Source organism: Vannielia litorea (assembly GCF_018424695.1).
Lineage (GTDB): Bacteria > Pseudomonadota > Alphaproteobacteria > Rhodobacterales > Rhodobacteraceae > Vannielia > Vannielia litorea_A.
Window position 1 is genome coordinate 73,306 of sequence record NZ_QTNQ01000005.1, and the last position, 21,245, is coordinate 94,550.

The 21,245-nt window shown below is 63.9% G+C and carries 23 protein-coding genes; 5 read left to right on the plus strand and 18 right to left on the minus strand.

All coding sequences use genetic code 11. The features are described 5' to 3' along the window. Window positions 1-6: 6 nt before the first annotated feature. From DYI42_RS03415 to DYI42_RS03425, 3 genes are read right to left on the minus strand one after another with little or no spacing between them, the layout of a single operon-like run. Window positions 7-1,236: a multidrug effflux MFS transporter gene (locus DYI42_RS03415; RefSeq protein ID WP_213544515.1), complete on the minus strand. Its 1,230-nt coding sequence runs from the start codon at window positions 1,234-1,236 to the stop codon at window positions 7-9. Beyond that, on the minus strand, window positions 1,233-1,877 hold the full coding sequence (locus tag DYI42_RS03420; RefSeq protein ID WP_213544516.1) for a DsbA family oxidoreductase: 645 nt from the start codon (window positions 1,875-1,877) through the stop codon (window positions 1,233-1,235). The genes DYI42_RS03415 and DYI42_RS03420 overlap by 4 nt, the downstream gene beginning before the upstream one ends. Before the next feature lie 51 nt (window positions 1,878-1,928). Continuing rightward, entirely contained in the window at window positions 1,929-3,395 is a 1,467-nt protein-coding gene (locus tag DYI42_RS03425; RefSeq protein ID WP_213544517.1) for a class I adenylate-forming enzyme family protein, read from the minus strand. Between the two features lie 61 nt (window positions 3,396-3,456). On the opposite strand from DYI42_RS03425, the gene DYI42_RS03430 reads away from it, so the two are divergent. Continuing rightward, a complete protein-coding gene (locus DYI42_RS03430) occupies window positions 3,457-4,077 on the plus strand; it encodes a helix-turn-helix domain-containing protein (RefSeq protein WP_213544518.1) in 621 nt (206 codons plus the stop codon). 27 nt (window positions 4,078-4,104) lie between these two features. Here DYI42_RS03430 and DYI42_RS03435 read toward each other — a convergent pair whose 3' ends face one another. From DYI42_RS03435 to DYI42_RS03445, 3 genes are all read right to left on the minus strand, one after another. Further along, the gene (locus tag DYI42_RS03435; protein WP_213544519.1) at window positions 4,105-4,335 is read right to left on the minus strand and encodes a hypothetical protein; all 231 of its coding nucleotides are present in this window, start codon (window positions 4,333-4,335) and stop codon (window positions 4,105-4,107) included. A gap of 104 nt (window positions 4,336-4,439) precedes the next feature. Continuing rightward, window positions 4,440-5,396, minus strand: coding sequence for an alpha/beta hydrolase (locus tag DYI42_RS03440; protein WP_213544520.1), 957 nt, complete (start codon window positions 5,394-5,396; stop codon window positions 4,440-4,442). Further along, entirely contained in the window at window positions 5,393-7,213 is a 1,821-nt protein-coding gene (locus tag DYI42_RS03445; protein WP_213544521.1) for an extracellular solute-binding protein, read from the minus strand. The genes DYI42_RS03440 and DYI42_RS03445 overlap by 4 nt, the downstream gene beginning before the upstream one ends. 598 nt (window positions 7,214-7,811) lie before the next feature. Between DYI42_RS03445 and DYI42_RS03450 the strand changes: the two genes are divergently transcribed. Together DYI42_RS03450 and DYI42_RS03455 are read left to right on the plus strand one after the other, a co-directional pair. Continuing rightward, the gene (locus tag DYI42_RS03450; RefSeq protein ID WP_213544522.1) at window positions 7,812-8,585 is read left to right on the plus strand and encodes a 3-hydroxybutyrate dehydrogenase; all 774 of its coding nucleotides are present in this window, start codon (window positions 7,812-7,814) and stop codon (window positions 8,583-8,585) included. Then, window positions 8,563-9,681 carry a patatin-like phospholipase family protein gene (locus DYI42_RS03455; RefSeq protein WP_213544523.1) on the plus strand — a complete coding sequence of 373 codons (1,119 nt, stop codon included), beginning with the start codon at window positions 8,563-8,565 and terminating at the stop codon, window positions 9,679-9,681. The genes DYI42_RS03450 and DYI42_RS03455 overlap by 23 nt, the downstream gene beginning before the upstream one ends. 72 nt (window positions 9,682-9,753) lie before the next feature. On the opposite strand, the gene DYI42_RS03460 is transcribed toward DYI42_RS03455, so the two are convergent. From DYI42_RS03460 to DYI42_RS03480, 5 genes are all read right to left on the minus strand, one after another. Further along, the gene (locus tag DYI42_RS03460; RefSeq protein ID WP_213544524.1) at window positions 9,754-9,987 is read right to left on the minus strand and encodes a hypothetical protein; all 234 of its coding nucleotides are present in this window, start codon (window positions 9,985-9,987) and stop codon (window positions 9,754-9,756) included. A gap of 167 nt (window positions 9,988-10,154) precedes the next feature. Next, entirely contained in the window at window positions 10,155-10,934 is a 780-nt protein-coding gene (locus tag DYI42_RS03465; RefSeq protein WP_213544525.1) for a DUF502 domain-containing protein, read from the minus strand. Between the two features lie 75 nt (window positions 10,935-11,009). After that, the gene (locus DYI42_RS03470) at window positions 11,010-11,933 is read right to left on the minus strand and encodes a pseudouridine-5'-phosphate glycosidase (protein WP_213544526.1); all 924 of its coding nucleotides are present in this window, start codon (window positions 11,931-11,933) and stop codon (window positions 11,010-11,012) included. After that, complete coding sequence (locus DYI42_RS03475) at window positions 11,930-12,817, minus strand: PfkB family carbohydrate kinase (protein WP_213544527.1); 888 nt, start codon at window positions 12,815-12,817, stop codon at window positions 11,930-11,932. Before DYI42_RS03475 ends, DYI42_RS03470 begins: the two co-directional genes overlap by 4 nt. An 18-nt stretch (window positions 12,818-12,835) precedes the next feature. Further along, on the minus strand, window positions 12,836-13,477 hold the full coding sequence (locus DYI42_RS03480) for a DUF4760 domain-containing protein (protein ID WP_213544528.1): 642 nt from the start codon (window positions 13,475-13,477) through the stop codon (window positions 12,836-12,838). 286 nt (window positions 13,478-13,763) lie between these two features. Between DYI42_RS03480 and rpsB the strand changes: the two genes are divergently transcribed. Together rpsB and tsf are read left to right on the plus strand one after the other, a co-directional pair. After that, entirely contained in the window at window positions 13,764-14,576 is an 813-nt protein-coding gene (rpsB, locus tag DYI42_RS03485; protein ID WP_213544529.1) for a 30S ribosomal protein S2, read from the plus strand. Window positions 14,577-14,703: 127 nt separating this feature from the next. Then, on the plus strand, window positions 14,704-15,585 hold the full coding sequence (gene tsf / locus DYI42_RS03490) for a translation elongation factor Ts (protein ID WP_213544530.1): 882 nt from the start codon (window positions 14,704-14,706) through the stop codon (window positions 15,583-15,585). 405 nt (window positions 15,586-15,990) lie between these two features. Here the strand turns inward: tsf and DYI42_RS03495 are convergent, their stop codons facing one another. From DYI42_RS03495 to DYI42_RS03525, 7 genes are all read right to left on the minus strand, one after another. Continuing rightward, window positions 15,991-16,746, minus strand: a complete 756-nt coding sequence (locus tag DYI42_RS03495) for a LuxR family transcriptional regulator (RefSeq protein ID WP_213544531.1) — start codon at window positions 16,744-16,746, stop codon at window positions 15,991-15,993. Window positions 16,747-17,027: 281 nt separating this feature from the next. Then, window positions 17,028-17,822 carry an ABC transporter permease gene (locus DYI42_RS03500; protein ID WP_213544532.1) on the minus strand — a complete coding sequence of 265 codons (795 nt, stop codon included), beginning with the start codon at window positions 17,820-17,822 and terminating at the stop codon, window positions 17,028-17,030. Continuing rightward, window positions 17,819-18,544 carry an ABC transporter ATP-binding protein gene (locus tag DYI42_RS03505; protein ID WP_213544533.1) on the minus strand — a complete coding sequence of 242 codons (726 nt, stop codon included), beginning with the start codon at window positions 18,542-18,544 and terminating at the stop codon, window positions 17,819-17,821. The genes DYI42_RS03500 and DYI42_RS03505 overlap by 4 nt, the downstream gene beginning before the upstream one ends. Before the next feature lie 19 nt (window positions 18,545-18,563). Beyond that, on the minus strand, window positions 18,564-19,190 hold the full coding sequence (locus DYI42_RS03510; RefSeq protein ID WP_213544534.1) for an ABC transporter ATP-binding protein: 627 nt from the start codon (window positions 19,188-19,190) through the stop codon (window positions 18,564-18,566). Further along, entirely contained in the window at window positions 19,187-19,933 is a 747-nt protein-coding gene (locus tag DYI42_RS03515) for an ABC transporter permease (protein WP_213544535.1), read from the minus strand. Before DYI42_RS03515 ends, DYI42_RS03510 begins: the two co-directional genes overlap by 4 nt. Window positions 19,934-19,937: 4 nt before the next feature. Beyond that, window positions 19,938-20,912, minus strand: coding sequence for an ABC transporter substrate-binding protein (locus DYI42_RS03520; protein WP_213544536.1), 975 nt, complete (start codon window positions 20,910-20,912; stop codon window positions 19,938-19,940). 63 nt (window positions 20,913-20,975) lie between these two features. After that, window positions 20,976-21,242 carry a PepSY domain-containing protein gene (locus tag DYI42_RS03525; protein WP_213544537.1) on the minus strand — a complete coding sequence of 89 codons (267 nt, stop codon included), beginning with the start codon at window positions 21,240-21,242 and terminating at the stop codon, window positions 20,976-20,978. Window positions 21,243-21,245 lie beyond the last annotated feature (3 nt).

Below are 21,245 nucleotides of genomic sequence, written 5' to 3' on the forward strand. Positions count from 1 at the left end.
CCTTGGTCAGGCTTGCTCTTCCGGCCGTCCCATCCAGAGCATGAGGGCCAGGGCGATGGCCCCGCTGATAAAGCACCCAAGGATGATCGGGGTGGTGGTGCCGTCGAAGAACTGTCCGATGGGTGTGCCGACAACAACTGCAAGCGCCGTTGAGATCGCCCCGATCACCGATGTGGCCGTGCCCGCCAACCGCCCCATGGGCTCCAGGGCCAGCGCGTTCAGGTTCCCCATCGTCAGGCCCATCTGGTAGAATATGGTAATAACCCAGATTACATAGGTGATGAAATGCGCCGTGGAGGCGTGGGGCGTGAACTGCGTGATCACAAGCGCGGAGAGGCTGATGAGCGATACGCACACCAAGGCCCGGATCACCATGCCGCGCATCCCCACCGTCATGACAAACCGCGCGTTCAAGAAGCTGGAGGTGCTGGCGCAAAGCGCAATGACCGCAAACCAGAGCGCAAAACTGTCACCCTTGCCGAAGACCTCGTCAAACACCGGCTGAGTGGTTGAGATGATCGTCAGAAGTTGAGCAAAAATAAAGATTTGCACGGCGATGGTAAAGCGCACCGTCCAGTTGGACACTACAAGCCGCACATTCGCCCAGAGCGGCCCCAGCCGAAACGGCACGCGTGCTTCACGTGGCAGTGTTTCTGGCTGGCGGACCATCAGCCAGAGCGAGGACACCCCGATGAAAAGCACGAACAGAAGGAAGATCGAACGCCAGCCAAAGAGCGTGATCACACCTTCCCCGATCAGCGGGGCAACTGCGGGAAAGAGCGAGAAGACAAGGAATATGAAGCTCACCAACTTGGCCATCTCGCGGCCTGCATATTGATCGCGGACAATGGCGAGGCCGACGATCCGCGGCCCGGCGGCGCCAAGCCCCTGGATGACACGGGCGGCAAGCAAGAGCTCCAGCGAAGGGGCAACCCAGGCCAGCAGCGCGCCTCCGATGTAGAGCCCGGCGCAGGCCAAGACCGTGGGTTTGCGGCCGTAGGCGTCAGAGAGGGGGCCGGTGAGAAGCGTGCCAATGCCCATGCCAAGCATGAAGAAGGTAATGATGAGCTGGGCGCGGTTGGGCGCGTCCGGCGTCAGCTCCGCCACAATGGTCGGCATCGCCGGCAGCATCGCGTCGGTCGAGAAGGCGATGGTTGCGAAGAGCATCGCCATGAGGGCCGTAAACTCGGTGCGCCTGAGCCTGCGCTCAGGCCGCGCGCCCTCGGCCAAGCTCATTGGACGGGCCCGATCTGCCCGTTGATCTCGTCGATGAGCTTGCGCCACAGCTCAGGCTGTTGGCAGCCTGGCACCACATGCTGGCCCGCGATGATATGCGTCGGCACGCCCGTAACCCCGCGTTCGCGGGCGTGGGCATCGCGGGCGCGGATGTCGTCAGAATCGGAATCCGAAGCCAGAAGTCGCTGGATCACCGCAGCGTCACATCCGGCGCTGTCTGCGATATCTGCCAGAACTTCGTGATCCTCGATGTCACGCCCCTGCATGAAGTAAGCATCGAAAAGCATTGAAACCACGGGGAGTTGCCGCTGTTCAAGCCCCGCCCAATGGATGACTCGATGTGCATCCAACGTGTTGGGCGTGCGCTCGATGGCCTCAAGGTTCAGCAACAGCCCGGCCGCTTCCGCAGCCTCGGCGATACGTCCGTAAACCTCCAGAGCCTCTTTCTTGCCGCCGAACTTGGTTTCCAGATACGTACGCCGGTCCATGCCGCCCTTCGGCATATCGGGGTTCAGCTGGAACGGGTGGTACTCGATCGTAAAGGGGTTCGAGGGCGCCTCGTCGAGCGCCTTGTCGAGCAGCGTCTTGCCGATGAAGCACCAGGGGCAGATCGGGTCGGAGAAGATATCGAGCTTGATCATGCCTCCATGTGTCACGCCCGCGCGACGGGGGGAAGGGGCAATGCCGTGCGTCTACGCAGAGTCCGGCGGGCGATTGCGCAGGAGGGTGCGGTTGATCTTGCCGTTGGCATTCGCCGGCAATCTGTCGATGCGCGTGAAGATCCGGGGGCATTTGTAGCGCGCGAGGCGCGCCGCGGAGAAGGCGAAAAGAGATTCTTCATCAATATCTTCCGGGGCGACGTAGAAGCACTTTATGACAGTGGTGCCGGGCTTCACCTCATGCTCTACCGCCGCCGCTGCGCTGATGTCGGGGTGTGCCGCAAGCGCCGCTTCCACCTCCAGCGGAGACACCCGATAGCCGCCAGCGTTCATCATGTCGTCATTGCGCCCGAGATAGGTAATCGCCCCGTCCGGCCCCTCGGCCACCGTGTCGCCGGTCAGAAACCAGTCGCCCTCGTAGCGGGCTGCCGTCTCTTCCGGTGCGTCCAGGTAGCCCAGCATCAGGCCCGGATCGCTGCGATGGATCGCAAGCTCGCCTTGCGGCCCCACCCGAATACGCCGCCCGGGCTGTGGATAGCCGGTGGCCCCTTCCGGCGCGAGGCGGGCCGGGTTGGCGGAAACGTAGGTAGAGCACTCCGACATGCCGAGCGCCTCGTAAACCTCGGTGCCCGTCGCGGCGGCCCAGGCCTCACGCAGCGCGGCGGGCAGCTTCTCTCCGGCAGAGAGGCCGTGGCGCAGTTTGGGGGTGGCAAGCCGCTCGTGGTGCCTCAACATCTGCCGGTAAACCCCCGGTGCGGCGGCAAAAAGCGTGGCATCATGGCGGCCCATCAGCAGCGGAAGCTGGCGTGGCTCGGTGCCCGGCGCCGGGATCACGGCGGTGGCGCCCCGCGCCCAGGGGTCCATCAGGCCGGTGCCGAGCGTGTAAGTCCAGTTGAAGGCGCCCGCGTGCAGCAGCCGGTCGTTCTCGCGCAGGGCATACCAGCCGTCCCACATCATCCGCCGCGCCCAGACGGCACGGTGGGCGTGCATCACACCGCGCGGGCGGCCCGAGGTGCCAGACGTGTAGATGATGTAGGCAAGGCGGTCCGGGTCTCCCATGTCGGGCGGGGCCTCTCCCTGCATGTCGTGCAGCGCGGCCTCGGTCAGAACGGGGGCCGGATGTTCGGGAAGGGGCACGCCGTCACCTGCAATCACCAGTGCGGGGCGCAGCTCGGCGGCGATGGCCGTGATCTCGGGCACTGTGAGCGCAGCAGAGGTGGGCACTGGAACAAGGCCGGCCCAGATCGCGCCGAGGTAGGCCAGAGGAAACTCAACCGTATTGCCAAGCCGGAGAAGCACCCTGTCTCCGGGCTCCAACCCGCGCTTCAGCAAACCGGCGGCAATGGCCGAGACATGGGCCCGGATCTCTCCGAAGCGCCACCGTTTCGCCTTCGAGAGCCCGGCAATGACAAGCGCCGTTTTGGACGGGTTTTCTTGCGCCGGGTCAAGCACATAGGCGGCCATGTTGAAGGGGGAAGGGCAGGGTGCGCTCATGCCCATTTTGCTAGCGCCGGAACGCCGTGCTTGCAAGGGTTTGCGCCGCCCCGTAAACCGCCACCTCATGGGAGACGACCCCAAGAGCCTGATCCGCATCGCGCGGGAGAGCGGCCAGCAGGCCGAGGCGGCGCCGCTCGATCTGGGCGAGCGGGTGCGCAGCCTGCGCACGGCCCAAGGTTGGACGCTGGAGCAGGCGGCACGGCAGGCGGGCCTGGCTCGCTCGACGCTCTCCAAGATCGAAAATGGCCAGATGTCGCCCACCTACGACGCGGTGAAGAAGCTGGCGGACGGGCTGAAGATTTCGCTTCCCCAGCTCTTTACCCCGCCAAACGATGCGCGCGTGAATGGCCGGATGGCCGTGACCAAGGCCAGCGAGGGAGAACACCAGCTTACCCCGACATATGAGCACGATCTGCTCGCGGGCCAGCTCACCCAGAAAAAGATGCTGCCTTACCGCGCCCGCATTCGCGCGCGGCGGATGGAGGAGTTCGATGGCTGGGTGCGCCACGACGGCGAAGAGTTTCTCTATGTGCTGACCGGTGTGATCAAGCTCTACACGGAGTTCTATGCGCCGGTGGAGCTGCGGCGCGGCGACAGCGCCTACTACGATGCCACCATGGGGCATAACGTGGTGTCGATGAGCGATGAGGATGCCACCATCCTCTGGGTGACGTCGCTGGAGTGAGCGGCAATCAGAAAGGGCGGGCCCGCCTCAGGCCGCGCGCTTCTGGGCCTCGCGGCGGGTGCCGAACCGCCAGAGCATGTCATTCACGCCCTCATTGGCTTCGCGCAGGGTGAGGTCATGCGTGGCGGCAAGATAGGCCACGAAGAGCGTGCGATTGCCACGAAACCTTTGCAGCGCGACCGCATCCACATGCGGGTAGAGATCAACGATCTTCGGCAGGGCATCCGCCCAGTTCTCGAAGAGCTGTTTCCAGGCCATCGATTGTCCTCCCAAGTCTTCAGGACCATATCGCATTTGCTGATTCCCTTCAATTCGCCTCGCGGTTGTTCGGGAAAGCCTAGGAAGCTCTGCTTAATGCGCCGTTAACGGTCGAGGGGGCGTGTCTGCGAGATGAAGCGGGCGATGCTCCGGGCCAATCCTTCGGTCAGCGGCAGATCCGGGTCTTCATAGGTCGCGTAGGGGGCGCCTTCCACGTCATCCTTCAGCATGTGGGTCATGCGGGCGAAGAGGCGCAGCTTGGCACCCGGCGCGGCTTGAGCAAGCGCCTTGGCATCCACTTCGGTAATCTGCACATCCCGTCCGCCCTGGATCACCAGAACCGGGCCTGGGTAGGCTTGCGCAAGGGCCACGGGATCCTTGGAAAAGAGGTTGATCAGGAAGCCCTGGATGCTGTCGCGCCAGGGCTGTCGAAGCGCGGGGCTGAGGCTGTCAATGTCCACCCGCTCGCCGCGCTCGAGCGTGGAAAGGATGCGCTCCATCTCCTCGTGATAGGCCCGGGCCTGGGGCTGGCGCGCCAACTGCTCCCGCAGGATGACGGAGAGCCGTCGCCCCGGCGCAGCCAGAAGCACCAGGCCGCAGACGTGCGGCGCCCCCGCCGAGGCGGTCGCCAATGAAACCAGCCCGCCTTCCGAATGCCCCGCCAACCACACGCACTCCTGCCCAAGGCGTGAAGAGAGGGCTGCTGCCCAACCGGCCACATCCTCGCCATAGGCCTCGATCGTCACAGCTTCGGGGTCGGCAATAGCGGCCTTGCTGCCGAAGAGCCCGCGCTTGTCGATCCGCAGGCTCGCCACCCCTTCGCCCGCAAGCGCTTCGGCCAGCAACCGGTAGGTCAACGCACCGCGTCCGGTAGAAAACCGGCCGTCGCGGTCAATCGGGCCGGAGCCGGGCACGATCACAACGCCGGACTGCGCCGCCCCCTCGGGGAGCAGCAGCTCGCCCTGAAGCGGGCCTTCCGGGCCGGGGATTTCAACCGTTTCCGCCTGCGCCACCGTGGCCATGAGGCTCACCAGCGCCGCAAGTAGGGCAGGGCGGATCACTCCGCCTCCCACCACCAGACATCGGGCAGGAACCCGGCCCAATCGCCATAGGCGGGGAGGTGGTCGGCGTTGTATTTCATTTCTTTCTTGAAGGCGAGCCGGGCCTCCGGGCTATACCAGATCGGGATCACGTAGCGCCCCGCCGTCAGCACCCTGTCCAGCCCGCGAACGGCGGCCAGGAAGACCTCGCGGTCTTCCGTCTCCAGCATCGCGCGGATCATCGCTTCGGCGGCCGGGGAGTTCATACCCATCCAGTTGCGCGTGCCCGGCTCGGTCACGCCATCAGAGCCCCAGTAGAGCGTCTGCTCATTGCCGGGCGACATGGAAAGGGGGCGAGTGTACCACGTCATTTCGAAGTCGTAATTGTCGGTCCGCTCGCGGTACTGCGCCCTGTCGATGGCCTCGATCGTCACCTGCATGCCAAGCCGCTTCAGGCCCTCCACGTAGAGCTCAGCGATGTTTGCGGGCTGGGGCGCGCCGGTTTGCAGCAGGATCTCGAAGGCAAAGGCCTCGCCGCCCGCGTTGCGCAGAACGCCCGCGTCATCCACCGTCCAGCCCGCTTCGTTCAGCAGGTTCATCGCGGCGCGCAGATTGGCCCGGTTGCGCACGGAGCCGTCCCCCTCCGGCAAGCTGTAGCCTTCAATGGTGCCCGGTGGCAGCTCATCGGCGAATGGCGCAAGAAGCTCGGCCACCTTGCCCTGCGCGGGCCCGGGCGCCATCGCCAGCTCGGAGTTGCAGAAGTAGGAGCATATGCGCGGATCGCCCCCGTCGTTCAGCTTGTCGGAGATGAACTCGTAATTGAAGGCGAGGATCATCGCCTCGCGCACGCGCCAGTCTTCAAACAGCGGCTTGCGAGTGTTCATCACCAGCCCGGTGATGCCCGAGGGCCGCTCATGCGGGATCAGCGCCTTCACCACGTCGCCCGACTGCACCGCGGGGAAATCATAGGAGCTGTTCCACTTGGCGACGTTGTTCTCGCGGTTGTAGCTGAGCTCACCGGCACGGAAGGCCTCGAAAGCCACATCGCCATCGCCGAACCACTCGTAGCGCAGCGTGTCGAAGTTGTGCTGGCCGCGATAGAAGGGCAGGTCTTTCGCCCACCAGTCGGGGTTGCGCTTGAGGGTAATCGAGCGGCCCGGATCGATGTTGTCGATCACGTAGGGGCCGGAGCCGACCGGCACCCGCATCGAGGCCTCTTCGAAGTCGATGCCTTCCCAGTCCGCCTTCTTCAGAATCGGGCGCATGCCCATCAGGAGGGCCAGCTCGTTGTCTGGCTCGTTGAAGGTGAAGCGCACGCCACGCTCGCCGACCTGCTCCATCTTCGCCACCTTGTTCCAGGCCGTGTGGTAGCGCGGGTGGCCGAGGGTTCCGAGGGTTTCGTAAGACCACATCACATCTTCCACCGTCACCGGCGAGCCGTCGTTGAAGCGCGCCTCGGGCCGGAGGTGAAACTCCACCCACTCGCGGTTCGGCCCGGTTTCCACCGTCTCGGCAAGCACGCCATAGAGGGTGAAAGGCTCGTCCTGGCTGCGGCCCATCAGGCTCTCGAAGCCGAATGTCCGCCAGGCCCAGGGCGCGCGGCCCTTCAGGATGAAGGGGTGCATGGAGTCGAAGCTGCCGATCTCGCTCTGCACGTATTCGCCGCCCTTGGGCGCATCCGGATTGACGTAAGGCAAAGCGGTGTAATCGGGCGGAAGTGACGGCTCGCCATACATCGCAATGCCGTGTTTTGGCTCCGCACCGGCGAATCCCCCCAGGGAAACCGCGAAGACCGCGGCGCAAACCCGCGTAGCTGTTTGGAAAAAATTCGAGCCCATATTGGCAACAATCCCTGTCTGCCCTTGTTTCTTTGCCCCAAATCCTACCGGCGGAGTGCAGCCTTTTCAAACTTTTACCTTGGACTTGCGCGCCTTAACGCGTATAAAGGGGTCACTGCTCGATAGGTTTCTTGCCTGTATGAAACCTGCCTCAATAACTTGCGCCCGCCTTGTGCGGGCGCTTTTTTTTGCCCGAGTCAGAAGGGCCTGAACATCGCCCCTGACGACGGCATAGCCGCCTCTCGCGGCCAGATCGACGGCCTGAACACGCCTGGTTGGGCACATCTTGGTGAGCACGTGCTGGCTGCGGTCCGCCGCAAAAGCGCGCCCGCTCGGGCTGTCTGGATATCGAGAGATGCGCGAAGGCGGTTTCTGGCGTGTCTCAACCTGTGATTCCCCGTCGCTCAGTGCGGCGCGCTTGGTTAATCGCCCTCTGGCAACGTCTTGGGACGGCCGTTCAACACCGCCGCCGTCGGCGCTCGGCTCTGACCTTCGACAAACTGACGCATCTCCGGAACGACGCAGGACATTCGCCGTTCCCTTTGCAGGTGCAGCATCTATGCTCTGCACCGACAACATTTCACAAAGGAGAAGAGAGATGGCTCTCAAAGGCAAAACCGCCGTCATCACCGGGTCCAACTCGGGAATCGGGCTGGGCGTGGCGCGATCCCTCGCCGGGGCGGGCGCCAACGTGGTGCTCAACTCGTTCACCGACCGCAAGGAAGATCACGCGCTGGCCGAGGAGATCTCCAAGGCCCATGGTGTCGAGGCGCGCTACATCAAGGCCGATATGAGCAAGGGCGAAGAGTGCCGCAAGCTGATCGAAGAGGCCGGCGCCTGCGACATCCTGGTTAACAACGCCGGCATCCAGCATGTCGCCCCGATTGACGAGTTTCCGGTGGAGAAGTGGGATGCAATCATCGCCATCAACCTCACCTCGGCTTTCCACACCACCGCCGCCGCCCTGCCGATGATGCGCAAGGCGGGCTGGGGGCGGGTCATCAACATCGCCTCCGCCCACGGGTTGCGCGCCTCGCCCTACAAGAGCGCCTATATCTCGGCCAAGCACGGCATCGTTGGCATGACCAAGACGGTGGGGCTGGAGACGGCGAAAGAGCCGATCACCGCCAACGCCATCTGCCCGGGCTACGTGCTCACCCCGCTGGTCGAGGCGCAAATCCCGGATACGGCGAAGGAATACAAGATGAAGGAGGATGAGGTGGTCGAGAAGGTCATCCTCGAAAAACAGCCCTCCAAGGAGTTCGTCACCGTCGAACAGCTCGGCGGGCTCGCCGTCTTTCTCTGCTCCGACCATGCCGCACAGATCACCGGCACAACGATCAGCGCCGATGGCGGCTGGACGGCGAGCTGAAGGCGTGGCGAAGAAAAAGAAAATCGCCGTCAACCTCGCGCTTCAGGGGGGAGGGGCCCACGGCGCCTTCACCTGGGGCGTGCTCGACAGGCTGCTGGAAACCGGAGAGTTCGAGGTGGCGGCGATCTCCGGCACCTCCGCTGGGGCGGTGAACGGGGCTGCACTGAAGGCCGGGTTGGTGCGCAGCGCCGCCGATGACGACCCAGACGAGGGCAACCGCATGGCCCGTGCCAACCTCGACTGGCTCTGGGAACAGATGGGCGCGATCCCTGACACGGCAATGAGCCATTGGCTCGCCCCCTTCGCGCCGCCTGCCGAGCTGGTCAGCAAGCTCATCGAGTTTTCGCCGCTCTACTGGATGCAGGAAACCGCAGCGCGCGTGGCCTCGCCCTACAGCTTCGGCCCGCTCTACGACAACCCGCTGCGCAAGGTGGTCGAAACCTTCGATTACACCCACGTCTGCCACGCAACGGGCCCAGATTTCTTCGTTTCCGCGACCAACGTGCGCACCGGGCGCATCCGGGTGTTTCGCGGCGAAGAGATCACGCCGGAAGTCATCCTTGCCTCCGCCTGCCTGCCCACGCTGTTTCGCGCGGTCGAGGCAAAAGACCCGGTCACCCTGACTGATGAGTTCTGGTGGGATGGTGGCTACACCGGCAATCCGGCGCTGTTTCCGCTCTATGCGGCGCATCTGCCCGATGACGTGATCATCATCAACATCAACCCGCTGGAGCGCGAAGAACTGCCGCAAACCCCGCAAGACATCGCCAACCGTGTCAATGAGATCAGCTTCAATGCCTCGCTGATGAGTGAGTTGCGCGCGATCGCCTTTGTTCAGCGGCTGATCGACTCCGGCACCATCCCCGAAGGCGCGATGAAATACGTGCGGGTGCACATGATCTCGGACGACGACCTGATGAACGATCTCTCCGTTGCCACCAAGACCGTGCCCAACCCCTATGTTCTGAGCGAGTTGAAGGAAGCCGGACGCCGGGCCGCCGCACGTTTTCTCAACAAGGATGCGGGGAAGGTGGGCAAGGAAAGCTCGATCGACCTCGCTGCCATCTACGGCGAGGGGCTTGGGCGTACGGTCTGAGAAGAACCCAGCCAAAAAAGGGCCGCCCGGTCGATCCCGGGCAGCCTTCAACCTCTGTTCAAAGCTTGCGGCTTACTTCGCCACAGCGGCTCCGAAGAGGATCAGCGCGGTGATCGGCACGATGATGTCATGGCTGCCTGCCGCTGCGGTGTCGGCGGCAATGGCGTCGCGGCTCACAAGCGGCTCCTGAGGCGCAGTGGCGGCATCAGCGGTGACGGTCGGTTCCATGATGGGTTCGTTGAGACCGCCCGCAAAGGCGGCGCCAGAAAAGGCAACGGAAACGAGGCCTGCATAAAAGAGTTTCATAGGGTTTGTCCCATTATTTTGAGTTTTACCTGCTCAATGGGCAACTTAGGACGATTCTGCGCTGCTGCAATGCGAAGCCATAGGCTGCGCTACAAGATGTGGCGGTAATGTCGCATATTTGGCGCAGATCATGCGCCGCACGAAGGCAGGAGGGCAGCTGCAGGGCTTCAGGCCGCGCCCTTCTCCTTTTCGCGTTCTTGCACCTTACGGGCAGCGCCCGGCATGGCGGCCGGGATCTTGTCGGACGGGTAGACGAGCCCCGCCGAGATCACCAGCTTGGCGGCGTCCTCCACCGTCATGTCGAGCACGATCACATCGGCACGCGGGACGAAGAGCAGGAAGCCGGATGTCGGGTTGGGCGTGGTCGGAAGGAAGACAGAAACCATCTCGTCCTCCACAGGAGATTTTGCCGCGATCTCGCCCTTGGCCTTCGTCGAGATGAAGGCAATCGCCCAGATCCCCTCGCGCGGGTATTGAACGAGGCAAGCCTTGTCGAAGTTCGTCTCGGTCTGGGCGAACACGGTTTCGGCGATTTGCTTCAACCCGTTGTAGATCGAGCGGACAACCGGCATCCGGTCCACGAGGCTTTCGGCCCACCGCAGGAAACTGCGGCCAAGGAAGCCCTTCGCCATCCAGCCCACGAGCACCGTGAAGAGCAGGAAGACGACCACGCCGATACCCCGAATGTTCACCCGGATCGGCTCGCAGCCATCACAGTTGAAGAAGCGGTTCACCAGCGTTTCGGGGTGATAGGCCCCCGGAACGAAGGGCATCACCACCCCGTCGACCCAGCCGACTACTGTCCAGATCAGCCAGATGGTAACGGCAACAGGGCCGACCACGACAAGGCCGGTAAAGAACGATGATCGCAAACCGGAAAGCCAGCCGGGGCGCCGGTAGGGCTTCGGGTCGAGCGGATTTTCATGCGGCGGTGGCGTCTTTGCCATCGTGGGGTGGGCACTCCTTGGGCGGTTGCACCAGAAGTAGGCGCGCGCGGAGGGTTGAACAAGGGAAGCTAAAGGTTAACGCGCCATTTGCGAGCGGATTTTGGCAATTTCGCCTGCGAGTTCAGCAGCAAGCCGAGCATTGTTGCGCACGAGGGCGATATTTGCGGTCAGGGACCGGCCCTCGGTGGCCTTGAATATCCGGTCCAGCAAGAATGGCGTCACCGCCTTGGCGGCGATCCCTTCCGCCTCCGCTGCGGCCAGCGCCTCGGCGATCACCGGGGCAAGCTCTTCCGCGGCAATCTCGGCCTCGACGGGGATCGGGTTTGCCACAAGCTGCCCGCCCGCAAGCCCCATTTCGCCGCGCATGACGTGCGCCTGGGCCGCCTCTGAGGCACGTTCGGCCGAAAGGGGCGAGGGCAGGCCGGAGCTGCGCGACCAGAAGGCCGGAAAGTCCTTCTGGCCCATGGTGATGACCGGAACGCCCAGAGTTTCAAGCACTTCCAGCGTCTTGCTGATGTCCAGGATGGCCTTGGCCCCGGCGGCAACGACGCTGACCGGGGTCTTTGCCAGCTCCTGGAGGTCGGCCGAAATGTCAAAGCTCAGTTCCGCCCCGCGATGCACCCCGCCGATGCCGCCGGTGGCAAACACTTCGATGCCCGCCAGCCGCGCGCCGATCATTGTTGCGGCCACGGTCGTGGCGCCGGTGCCGCCGGTCGCCAAGCAATGGGCCATATCGGCGCGTGACAGCTTGGCCACGCCAGTGGCCTGCCCAAGCGCATCGAGCTGCGCCTCGGTCAGCCCGGCGCAGAGGTCGCCGTTCATCACAGCAATGGTCGCCGGTACGGCCCCTGCGGCGCGAATGTCGGCCTCAACCTGTCGCGCTGTCTCAACGTTCTGCGGATAGGGCATGCCATGGGTGATAATGGTGCTTTCCAGCGCCACAACCGGGCGGCTTTCTGCCAGCGCGTCAATAACTTCTTCGGTCTTCTTTATCTTCACAGTCGGGTCTCTCCAGAAACATAGGCCGCCGTCACGGACTGGGCATGCGCAAGGGCTGCCGCCCTTTCGTCGCCCTGGGCCTCGGCGGCAATATGGGCCGCCATAAAAGTGTCGCCCGCGCCGGTCACCCGCTCGACCATCACCGGCGGCGGAGTGGAGACGTGGGCTTCATTGGCACAGGCGTCGCAGGTGGCCCGGCCACCGTCCGTGACCAGAACGCGGCCCGCGCCGCGTGCGACGAGCGCCCGGGCGGCACTCTCCGCGTCATCGAACTGCCTTTGGGCCAGCAACCCGGCCTCTTCGCGGTTGAGGTAAAGCGTTGTGCCGGCGTGGCCCAACAGGGGCAGCAGCCGCTCGGCCTTGCCAGGGCTCGCAGGCGCAACCCGCAAGTCGGCCCGGGAAAACAGCGGGCTCTCCGCGATCTCGGCCAGAAGCGTTTCGGTCAGGTTGCCGTCCAGCGCGATGAGCCCGGGGTAGGGGGCCTCGGCGCTCCCCAGCCGCCCGTCACGCAGCGGCGCCAGGATCCGGCCACCCGCCGCCTCCAGCGAATGCGCATCGGCCAGCGCCGCCACCAGCCCGCCTGCGCCCTCGATGGCCATATAGGTATCGGTCGGCAGATCCTCGGAGCGGTGCAACATGCCGGTCTCCAGCCCCAGCAAATCGCACCGCGCTACCAGCTCGTCCCCCGGCCCGTCGCGCCCGACCGAACTGAGCAGGACCGGCGCCAGCCCCGCGCGCCTGAGCGCCATGGCAATATTCAGCGCCACGCCTCCGGGAATGCGGGTGATGCGGCCCGGAACATCCGCCCCCAGCCGCATGGAAGACGGGGTGCGGCCGATCACGTCCCAGAGCACGGAGCCGATGCAGAGAATAGCCGTGCTCATGCCCGCCGCCCCGAGGCGTCATTCATCTTCAGGCTCTGGCAGGGGCAGATCTCCGGGGCCCGAAGGGGCAGCGGGCGCCGGCCAGCTCGCGCGGTCGAGCGGCAGCGCTCCACGCCCGCCGATCCGCTTGGCGATCTTCTGAAAATTACGAAAGACACGCGCATTGTAGTCCCACTCGCCCTTGTCCGGATCAAACTTCCACCGTTCGCGTTGTATGAACTCGCGCGCCGCGTTCCAATCCCGAATGAACGCACCCGACATCCACTCGCGATAGACCTTCCGGTCAAGAAAGCCCATCACGATCCCGATGGAAACCAGCTCGTAGTGGTTCAGGAAGTTCAGCACAACCGCCCGGTCGGCCTCCTTATCGGCGCCGGGATCGGCCAGTTCCAGAAGGGCGCCGCGCGTGCGATACTGGCGGAAGAGCGCCGCAGCTGTCTGGTAATGGTCAGTCGATTCCGTTTTCTCGATGAGGTCAAGCGTCGCCCGCTCCCGCGCCGTCTTGCGCGCAAGCGCTATGCCCCAGAGGGCAACACAGGCCGAAAAGCCGATGATGGCGGGGGCCAGGAAGACAGACCAGTGAACTTCTGCCGCGCCCGGAAACAAAAACGCAGCCCAAGCGGCACGCAGGGCTGCGACAACTTCAAGAATGTCAGTCACTTAAGACTAGTCCCGAACGCCTTCTTTGCTCACGTTGCTCTCTCCTGTGCGATCCTTGTAGGGCCATATATGGCGTCGATGGCGCAAAATGTCAAGTTTTGCAGGGGTGCCGCGCGCTCCCGTCACCCTCCATTTGCCCCTTGCGCGCAGTGCGGCAATGGTCTAAGCGCTGCCTCACTTCACAGGCGGGGTTTGGGCCTTGCAGGGAGACATCCTGCACAGGTCCGCCGGTTGGGCAATAGCCCTCATGACCCCGCCGAGGCGCAAACCGGAAAAGGATATGGACATGGCGCTCCCTGATTTCTCCATGCGTCAGCTGCTTGAAGCTGGCGTTCACTTTGGTCACCAGACCCAGCGATGGAACCCCCGCATGGGCGAGTTCATCTACGGTGACCGCAATGGCATTCACATTCTCGACCTGACCCAGACCGTCCCGATGCTGGACGCCGCGCTGAACGTCGTGCGCGAGACCGTGGCCAAGAACGGCCGCATCCTCTTCGTCGGCACCAAGCGTCAGGCCGCCCGGCCGATCGCCGAAGCCGCCGAGAAATGCGCGCAGTACTACATGAACCACCGCTGGCTCGGTGGCACGCTGACCAACTGGAAGACCGTCTCCCAGTCGATCCAGCGCCTCAAAAACATCGACGAGCAGTCGGCGATGGGCTTCGAGGGCCTCACCAAGAAAGAACGTCTCGGCATGGAGCGCGAGCAGGCCAAACTGCAGGCCTCGCTCGGCGGGATCCGCGAGATGGGCGGCCTGCCTGATCTGCTCTTCGTCATCGATGTGAACAAGGAAGACCTGGCCATCAACGAGGCCAAGAAGCTCGGCATTCCGGTTGTGGCCGTGGTCGACACCAACTGCTCGCCCGATGGTGTCGATTACATCATCCCCGGCAACGATGACGCCGCCCGCGCCATCGCGCTCTATTGCGATCTCGTCGCCCGCGCCGCGCTTGACGGCATGACCGCCCAGATGGGCGCCGCCGGTGTGGACATCGGGGCCCTCGAGGAAGCCGCCGTGGAAGAGGCGCTCGCCGCCGAAAGCGGCGCCGAAGAGACCCCCGCCGAGGCCCCGGCCGAAGAAGCCGCCGAGAGCTGAAACAGGTAAGGGCAGGGGGCCGCATTCCCGCATGGGGCGGCCCCGGCCCGACTGTCATCACACCGATAAACGGGCGGTGCATAACCGCCCGGACCGATTGCAATAAGATCTCCCGAAGGAGCATGACATGGCTATTACCGCTGCACTGGTGAAAGAGCTGCGCGACAAGACCGGCGCCGGCATGATGGACGCAAAGAAGGCGCTGACCGAGAATGATGGCGACATGGAAGCCGCCATTGATTGGCTGCGCACCAAAGGCCTCGCCAAAGCCGCCAAGAAATCCGGCCGCACCGCCGCCGAGGGCCTCGTGGCCGTCAAGGTCGAGGGTGGCAAGGGCGTTGCCGTCGAGGTGAACGCCGAAACCGACTTCGTCGCCAAGAACGCCGAGTTCCAGGAGATGGTTGCGGGCATCGCCGATGCAGCCACCGGCGTCGATGACGTCGAGGCGCTGAAGGCCGCCGACATGGGCGGCAAGACGGTTGAAGCCGTCATCACCGACAAGATCGCCACCATCGGCGAGAACATGTCGATCCGCCGCATGGCGAAGATCGAAGGCGAAACCGTTGTGTCCTACGTCCACAACGCCGCTGCGCCCGGCATGGGCAAGATCGGCGTTCTCGTGGCGCTCAAGGGCGGCAGCGAGGAGTTCGGCAAGCAGGTGGCCATGCACGTTGCCGCCGCCGACCCGCGCCCGCAGGCCCTGAACGAAGACGAGCTCGATCAGGACGTCGTCGAGAAGGAGCGCGCGGTTCAGATGGACATCGCCCGCGAAAGCGGCAAGCCCGAGCAGGTGATCGAGAAGATGATCGTTGGCCGGATGAAGAAGTTTCTCGCCGAGATCACGCTTCTCAACCAGTCCTTCGTCATTAACCCCGACCTGACCGTGGCCGAGGCTGCCAAGGAAGCCGGGGCCGAGATCGTCGGCTTCGTTCGCCTTGAAGTGGGTGAAGGCATCGAGAAGAAGACCGAAGACTTCGCCGCCGAGGTCGCCAAGGCCGCGCAGGGCTAAGCCTGTATCCACACAATCGAAACGGGCCGCTGAACGCATGTTTGGCGGCCTTTTTCGTGCGCTGCTGAAAAAGTGCGTGGCGCGACCCCCTGGGAGGGATCGCGCCACAAAACCGAACGGAGGGCGCCGGGTCATTCGGGGATGAGGACAGGCTTTCCGCTTCGGGGTGCCGGCCTGGCAGGCGAAAATACACCCCCAGGCCAGCGGTCCGGTTTCCCGGTGTGGCCGGAACTCCCCAGTATAGTGAGGCCGCCCCGAACCACGAGTTCCTTGGCTAATGCCACCACTCACGGAACGGCTTCAAAGTGCCAACTACCGCAGGGGAAAGAAACCGGAGCGAGGCGGGAGCGTGAATTTTTTCACGCTAGTTTCACGCGCAGTCACGTCGCGGTGTCCCGGCGGAGCTCAACCTTCGGGCGCGACCTGGTAAATCTGGTTCAGAAGGCTCGCTTTCAATACCGCTTGAGCGGTCGTTTCCACCCCAAGGGCCTCCCGCGCGAGTCGCAAATGCTTCTCTACGGTGGCGGACGTCAGCCCCATGATCAGGGCAATGTCAGCGGTTGTCTTGCCATCCCCAACCCATTCGAGCACCTCGCGCTGGCGCACCGTCAGCGGGCGGCGTGCGTTGACGCGGGGCAGGGTGGTGATCTTCAGATGCGCAACATTGTTGATCGCCCAGATCTCCCGACCGTGGCGCGCCCAGATCACGTCGACCGCCTCCTGCGCCACGCCTGCCTCTGGCGCAAGCCCGATCCCCGCACGGGTCCGAAGGCTGGATTGCGGAAAGCTCAGCGTCACGCCCGCCAGAAGATCAAAGCTCGTGTTGAGCTCAAAGAGCCGCATCTCGTCCGGGCTCAGCAACCCGGCTTCCGCACGTTCCAGGATCCAGTCCCAGGACCGCGCACCAACGTTATCGATGCCCCAGCGCACCATCGGCGCATGGAAGTAGAGCCGCTCATCGAGGAAGCGCGACATGTAGGCAGGATCGAAGGTCGACAGGATGGTGATATCCTGGTGGTCGCCCAGGTTCTGGCCGGACCGATGACTGGTGAAGCCATAAAGAAGGCGGCGGAACCCGAAGTCAGCCATCGCACACCGCAGCGTCGCCCAGAGTTCTTCCACGTCGCGGCAGGCGACGATCTTCTCCACCGTATCCAACATCTTCACAAAATCAGATCGCAGGCGGGCAGCCCGCGATCGCCCCTCATTATCCCTCGCGTCACCTATGAGCTTTCACGCAGGTTGTCGATTGCTTCGGAGCGGTTCTGTTCGCGTTTTCAGGGGGTTGGTTAATTACTCTCAAAGTTGATGCAAATCTCGCGTAGGGTGAAAGTGGCGCTTTTTTAGTATGTTAACGGGTTTTCCCTATCATGGACACATTACATAATACCGATTATAAGCGCTTCGGGTGCGACGAAAGGAGCACTCTCACCACGCCCGGTTCACCCCCCTTTTCGCCGCATCAGTCCCCGTGCCGGGTCATAGCCCCAAAGCGATAGCCCGAAGAACACCACGAAGCACAGCACCACGACAGTCAGTGCCCAGAGGTTCGGCGTGACATAGAGCGAGAAGCGGATGAGCTCGACAGCGTGGGTAAACGGGTTCCAGGCGCAGATGTCGCGCAATAGCTCCGAGCTCTCTGCCATCTTCCATAGCGGGTACAGCGCCGAACTGAGGAAGAACATCGGGAAGATCACGAAGTTCATCACCCCCGCGAAGTTCTCCAGCTGTTTGACCGTCGAGCTGATGAGCAGCCCCAGTGCGCCCAGCATCAGGCCGGTGACGATGAGCGCCGGAAACACCAGCAGGTATCCCTCCCACGGCAACTGGATGCCGTAGAGCGCCGCGATCCCGAGGAAGGCGTAAACCTGAAGGATCGACACCGCCACACCGGCCATCAGCTTGCAGAAAAGCAGCCACCAGCGCGGCAGCGGTGACGTCAGTAGCAACCGCATCGAACCCATCTCCTGGTCGTAAACGAGGCTCAGTGAGCTTTGCATCCCGTTGAAAAGCTGGATCATTCCGCAGAGCCCCGGCAGGATGTAGACTTCGTAAGTGATGTAGGTCTGATACGGCGGGATGATCGACACACCGAGTGCGGCGCGAAAGCCTGCCGCGAAGATCACCAGCCAGACGAGCGGCCGGACCAGCGCGGCGAAGAAGCGGGACCGCTGGTTGACGAAGCGCGCAGCTTCGCGCCGCACGATGGCGACAAGGGCCGTGAGAAAGCCAATCATGCGCCCTGCCCCGCGCCCGTCATTTCCATGAAGGCGTCTTGCAGAGTGCCGCCACCGGCCAGCTCACTGGCCCGCTTTTGCGCCAGCACGCGGCCTTTGTGGAGCACCACCACGTCATCCTCAGGCGCGATTTCATCCACCAGATGGGTGCACCAGAGGACACTTAAACCTCCGCCCGCAAGGGCATGAACATGCTCGGTAATTGCTAGCCGCGAGGCGGTATCGAGGCCAACCGTCGGCTCGTCGAGCAACAGCAATTCCGGGCCATGCACCAATGCCCGCGCAATCTCCATTCGCCGCCGGTGCCCGCCATTGAGGTTGCGCACCTTTTCCCCGGCCCGCTCGCGCATCTCCAGCCGCTCAAGCGCGGCGTCGATCTGGGCCTGTGCCGCGCGGCCAGAGATGCCGTGGAGCGCCGCAAAGTAGGCCATGTTGCGCGCCACCGTCATATCCAGGTCGAGCGTTGGCTGCTGAAAGACCACGCCGATCTTGGCCAGTGCCGCGCGAGGCGCGCGGGCCATGTCATGCCCGGCAACGCGAATGTCGCCCTCCCGTGTAACGAGAAGTCGGGTGAGCAGCGAAAACAGCGTGCTCTTGCCCGCGCCATTCGGCCCCAGCAACGCACAAAACCGCCCACGCGGCACCGCGAAGCTGACCCCGTCCAGCGCCTGTTTCGCGCCGTAGCGAAACGACACATCGCGCAAGAGAAGCGCCTCGCTCATCGAGGAAAGGTCATCGTTGTCAGGGCTTTACACATCTGAGGTGATCCTTTCCCTCAGAGTGCAGCACCGCCGGGCTGCCTTCAAGGTGAAGGATGCGCCCGGCGAGCCTCTCGGCCTCTTCGCGGGCATGCGTCACCAGCAACACCGCGGGCCTGACCTCGGCAATCAGCGCCTCCGTCAGCCGCATCATGCCGTCGGCCATCTCCACATCGAGCGACACGAAGGGCTCGTCCATCACCAGAAACTCCGGCTTCCCCGCAAAGGCCCGTGCCAGCGAAAGCCGCCGTTGCTGGCCAAGCGAGAGCTGCCCGGGGAAGAGCCCTGCCTTGTCGGCAATCCCCACCCGCCCCAGCGCCTCGCTCGCCTCGGCGTCACTCAGCCCGCGATGTACCAGCGTCAGGTTTTGCAGCACAGAGCGCCACGGCAGCAGCGTGGGCTCCTGAAACACGATGGCCATGCGCCCGGGCCGCTCCACATGGCCCTCGAAGGCGCGGTCGATGCCCGCCACGATCCGCAGCATGGTGCTCTTGCCCACGCCCGAGGGGCCCAGAACGGCAAGCGTCTCCCCCTGCCCCAGCTCAAAGCGCACGCGGCCCAGCACCTGGCTGTCGCCGAAGTGCTTGGAATGGATGTCGACCGAAATCATGCCGTCCGCCACCGGCGGGTGCGCCGCTCCCAGGGTTGCAGCACGGCCCACTCCACCGACAGCATCACCGCGATGAAGGAGAAGGCGTAAACCAGCACCATCGCCACGTCGAAGAGTTGAAAGTAGAGGTGAATCTGGAAGCCCACTCCGCTGGAGCGCCCGAGGAACTCCACCACCAGCACGATCTTCCAGATCACCGCGATGCCCGAGCGGGCGGCGGCGGCCATGAAGGGGGCGAGCTGGGGCAGCACCACATGGCGCAACCGGTCCATGAACGACATCCGGTAAACTCCTGCCAATGCGTCCAAATCCGGCGAAAGCGCCCTGGCGCCCTCTCTTATGACCGTGGTCACATTCGGGATCTTGTTCAGCGTCACCGCCGCAATGGCCGCGGCCTCTGTGAGCCCGATCCAGAGGTAGCAGAGCACGATCAGCACCAGCGCGGGCAGGTTCAGGAAAACCACCAGCCACGGGTCCAGCCATTGGTTCACCCGTTCGCTGCGGCCCATCATCAGGCCGAGCACACAGCCAATCGACATCGCCAGCAAAAACGCCCAGGCCACGCGCAACAGCGTATGGCCCAGGTGGTAGGGCAGCTCTCCCGAGGTCAGCTCGCGCCAGAACGGCCCGATTAGCGCCCAGGGCTGCGGCAAGACGGTGGGATCGGCTGTCAGCGCCGCCGCGACGATCCAGAGGCCGGCAAGCCCCAGAAGCGACAGCGCTGGCGTGCCGACCCCTTTCACGCGCTTACTCTGAGGTCAGGAACAGGCCCTTGGGCAGCTCGGTCGCCTCGCCCACAAGCTCGGCCCCGCCCAAGTCCGCCATCACCTTCAGGAGCGCATCCGCCCCCTCTTCCGAAACCGCCCGATCTGACGGAATGCCGGCGCGAAAATCGGCCTTCAGCGTCTCGAACTGCGCATCGTTCTGGGCATTCATCATGGGTCGGATCGCTTCCCAGGCCGCGTCATCGGTGGCCAGAAGGTCTTTGGCATCCCGGCTGGCACGATACATGGCATGGCCCAGGTCGGGGTTTTCCGCAAGGAAGCTCTCTTTCATCACGTAGCCGAGCAACGGCGTTTCCGGGTCCAGCCCCAGCGCAGAGCTGGCCGTTTCCACCGAGATCACCTCGCGCATGCCCGCCGCCTTCATCTTGGCGAGGAAGTGCCAGAAGTTGATCGCCCCGTCGGTCTCACCCGAAAGCCCGCTTTTGAAGATCAGCGGCGGCGCGCCAAATACCTGCTCGGTCTCGGCCTTCAGGTCCATCCCGTATTCCTGCTCGGCATAGGCGCGCAGAATGAGCCAGCTTTTGTCGAGCGGCCCGCCGGCAATGCCAACCTTCTTGCCCTTCATGTCCTCAAGGCTCTGAATGTCGCTGTCAGCGCCCACAACGAGGCCGCCCACGGCCTTGGAATAGGGCACCACGACGTAATCCTTGCCCGCCGCACGCTGCCGGGCAACCCAGATCCAGTCTGCCACGGCCAGGTCAGCCTCGCCGCCCTCCAGCGCCACGCGGGTCGCGCCGTTGTCGGCGAAGGGTTGAACGACCAGCTCGAAGCCGTGCTTCTTGTCAAAGCCGTTGGCCTTGATCGTCTCAAGCTCCCAGTTCACCGTGCCAATCTTCAGCACAGCCGCCCGGATCTGGGGCAGATCCTGCGCAATCGCGCCTGCTGTGGTCACAAGGGCCGCAGCCCCGGCCAGGGCGAGTGTTCTCAGCGTTTTCATCTCAGTCCTCCCAATGTGGCGCCCCCTGCCCCGCTCCTTCGGAGGCAAGGGACGATGGGCGGCCTATTCGGCGCGCCGCCCGGTTTCATTCAGATCGGCGTCGAGCGTGATGTCGTATTGCTGACCGCCCTCGCAGATCACATCGTCCAAGTCGTAGCCACCGTCCTCTTCCATCTCGATGTCATCCGGCGCCATCTGGCACTTCATCTCGGTGAGCTTGGCCATGATCCTCTCGACGGTCTCGGCATCGGGCCCGTCGCCATGGGCTTCGCCAAAGGCGGCACCGCCCAGCATCAGGGTGGCAGCAAGGGTTGTCATCGCGTATTTCATCCG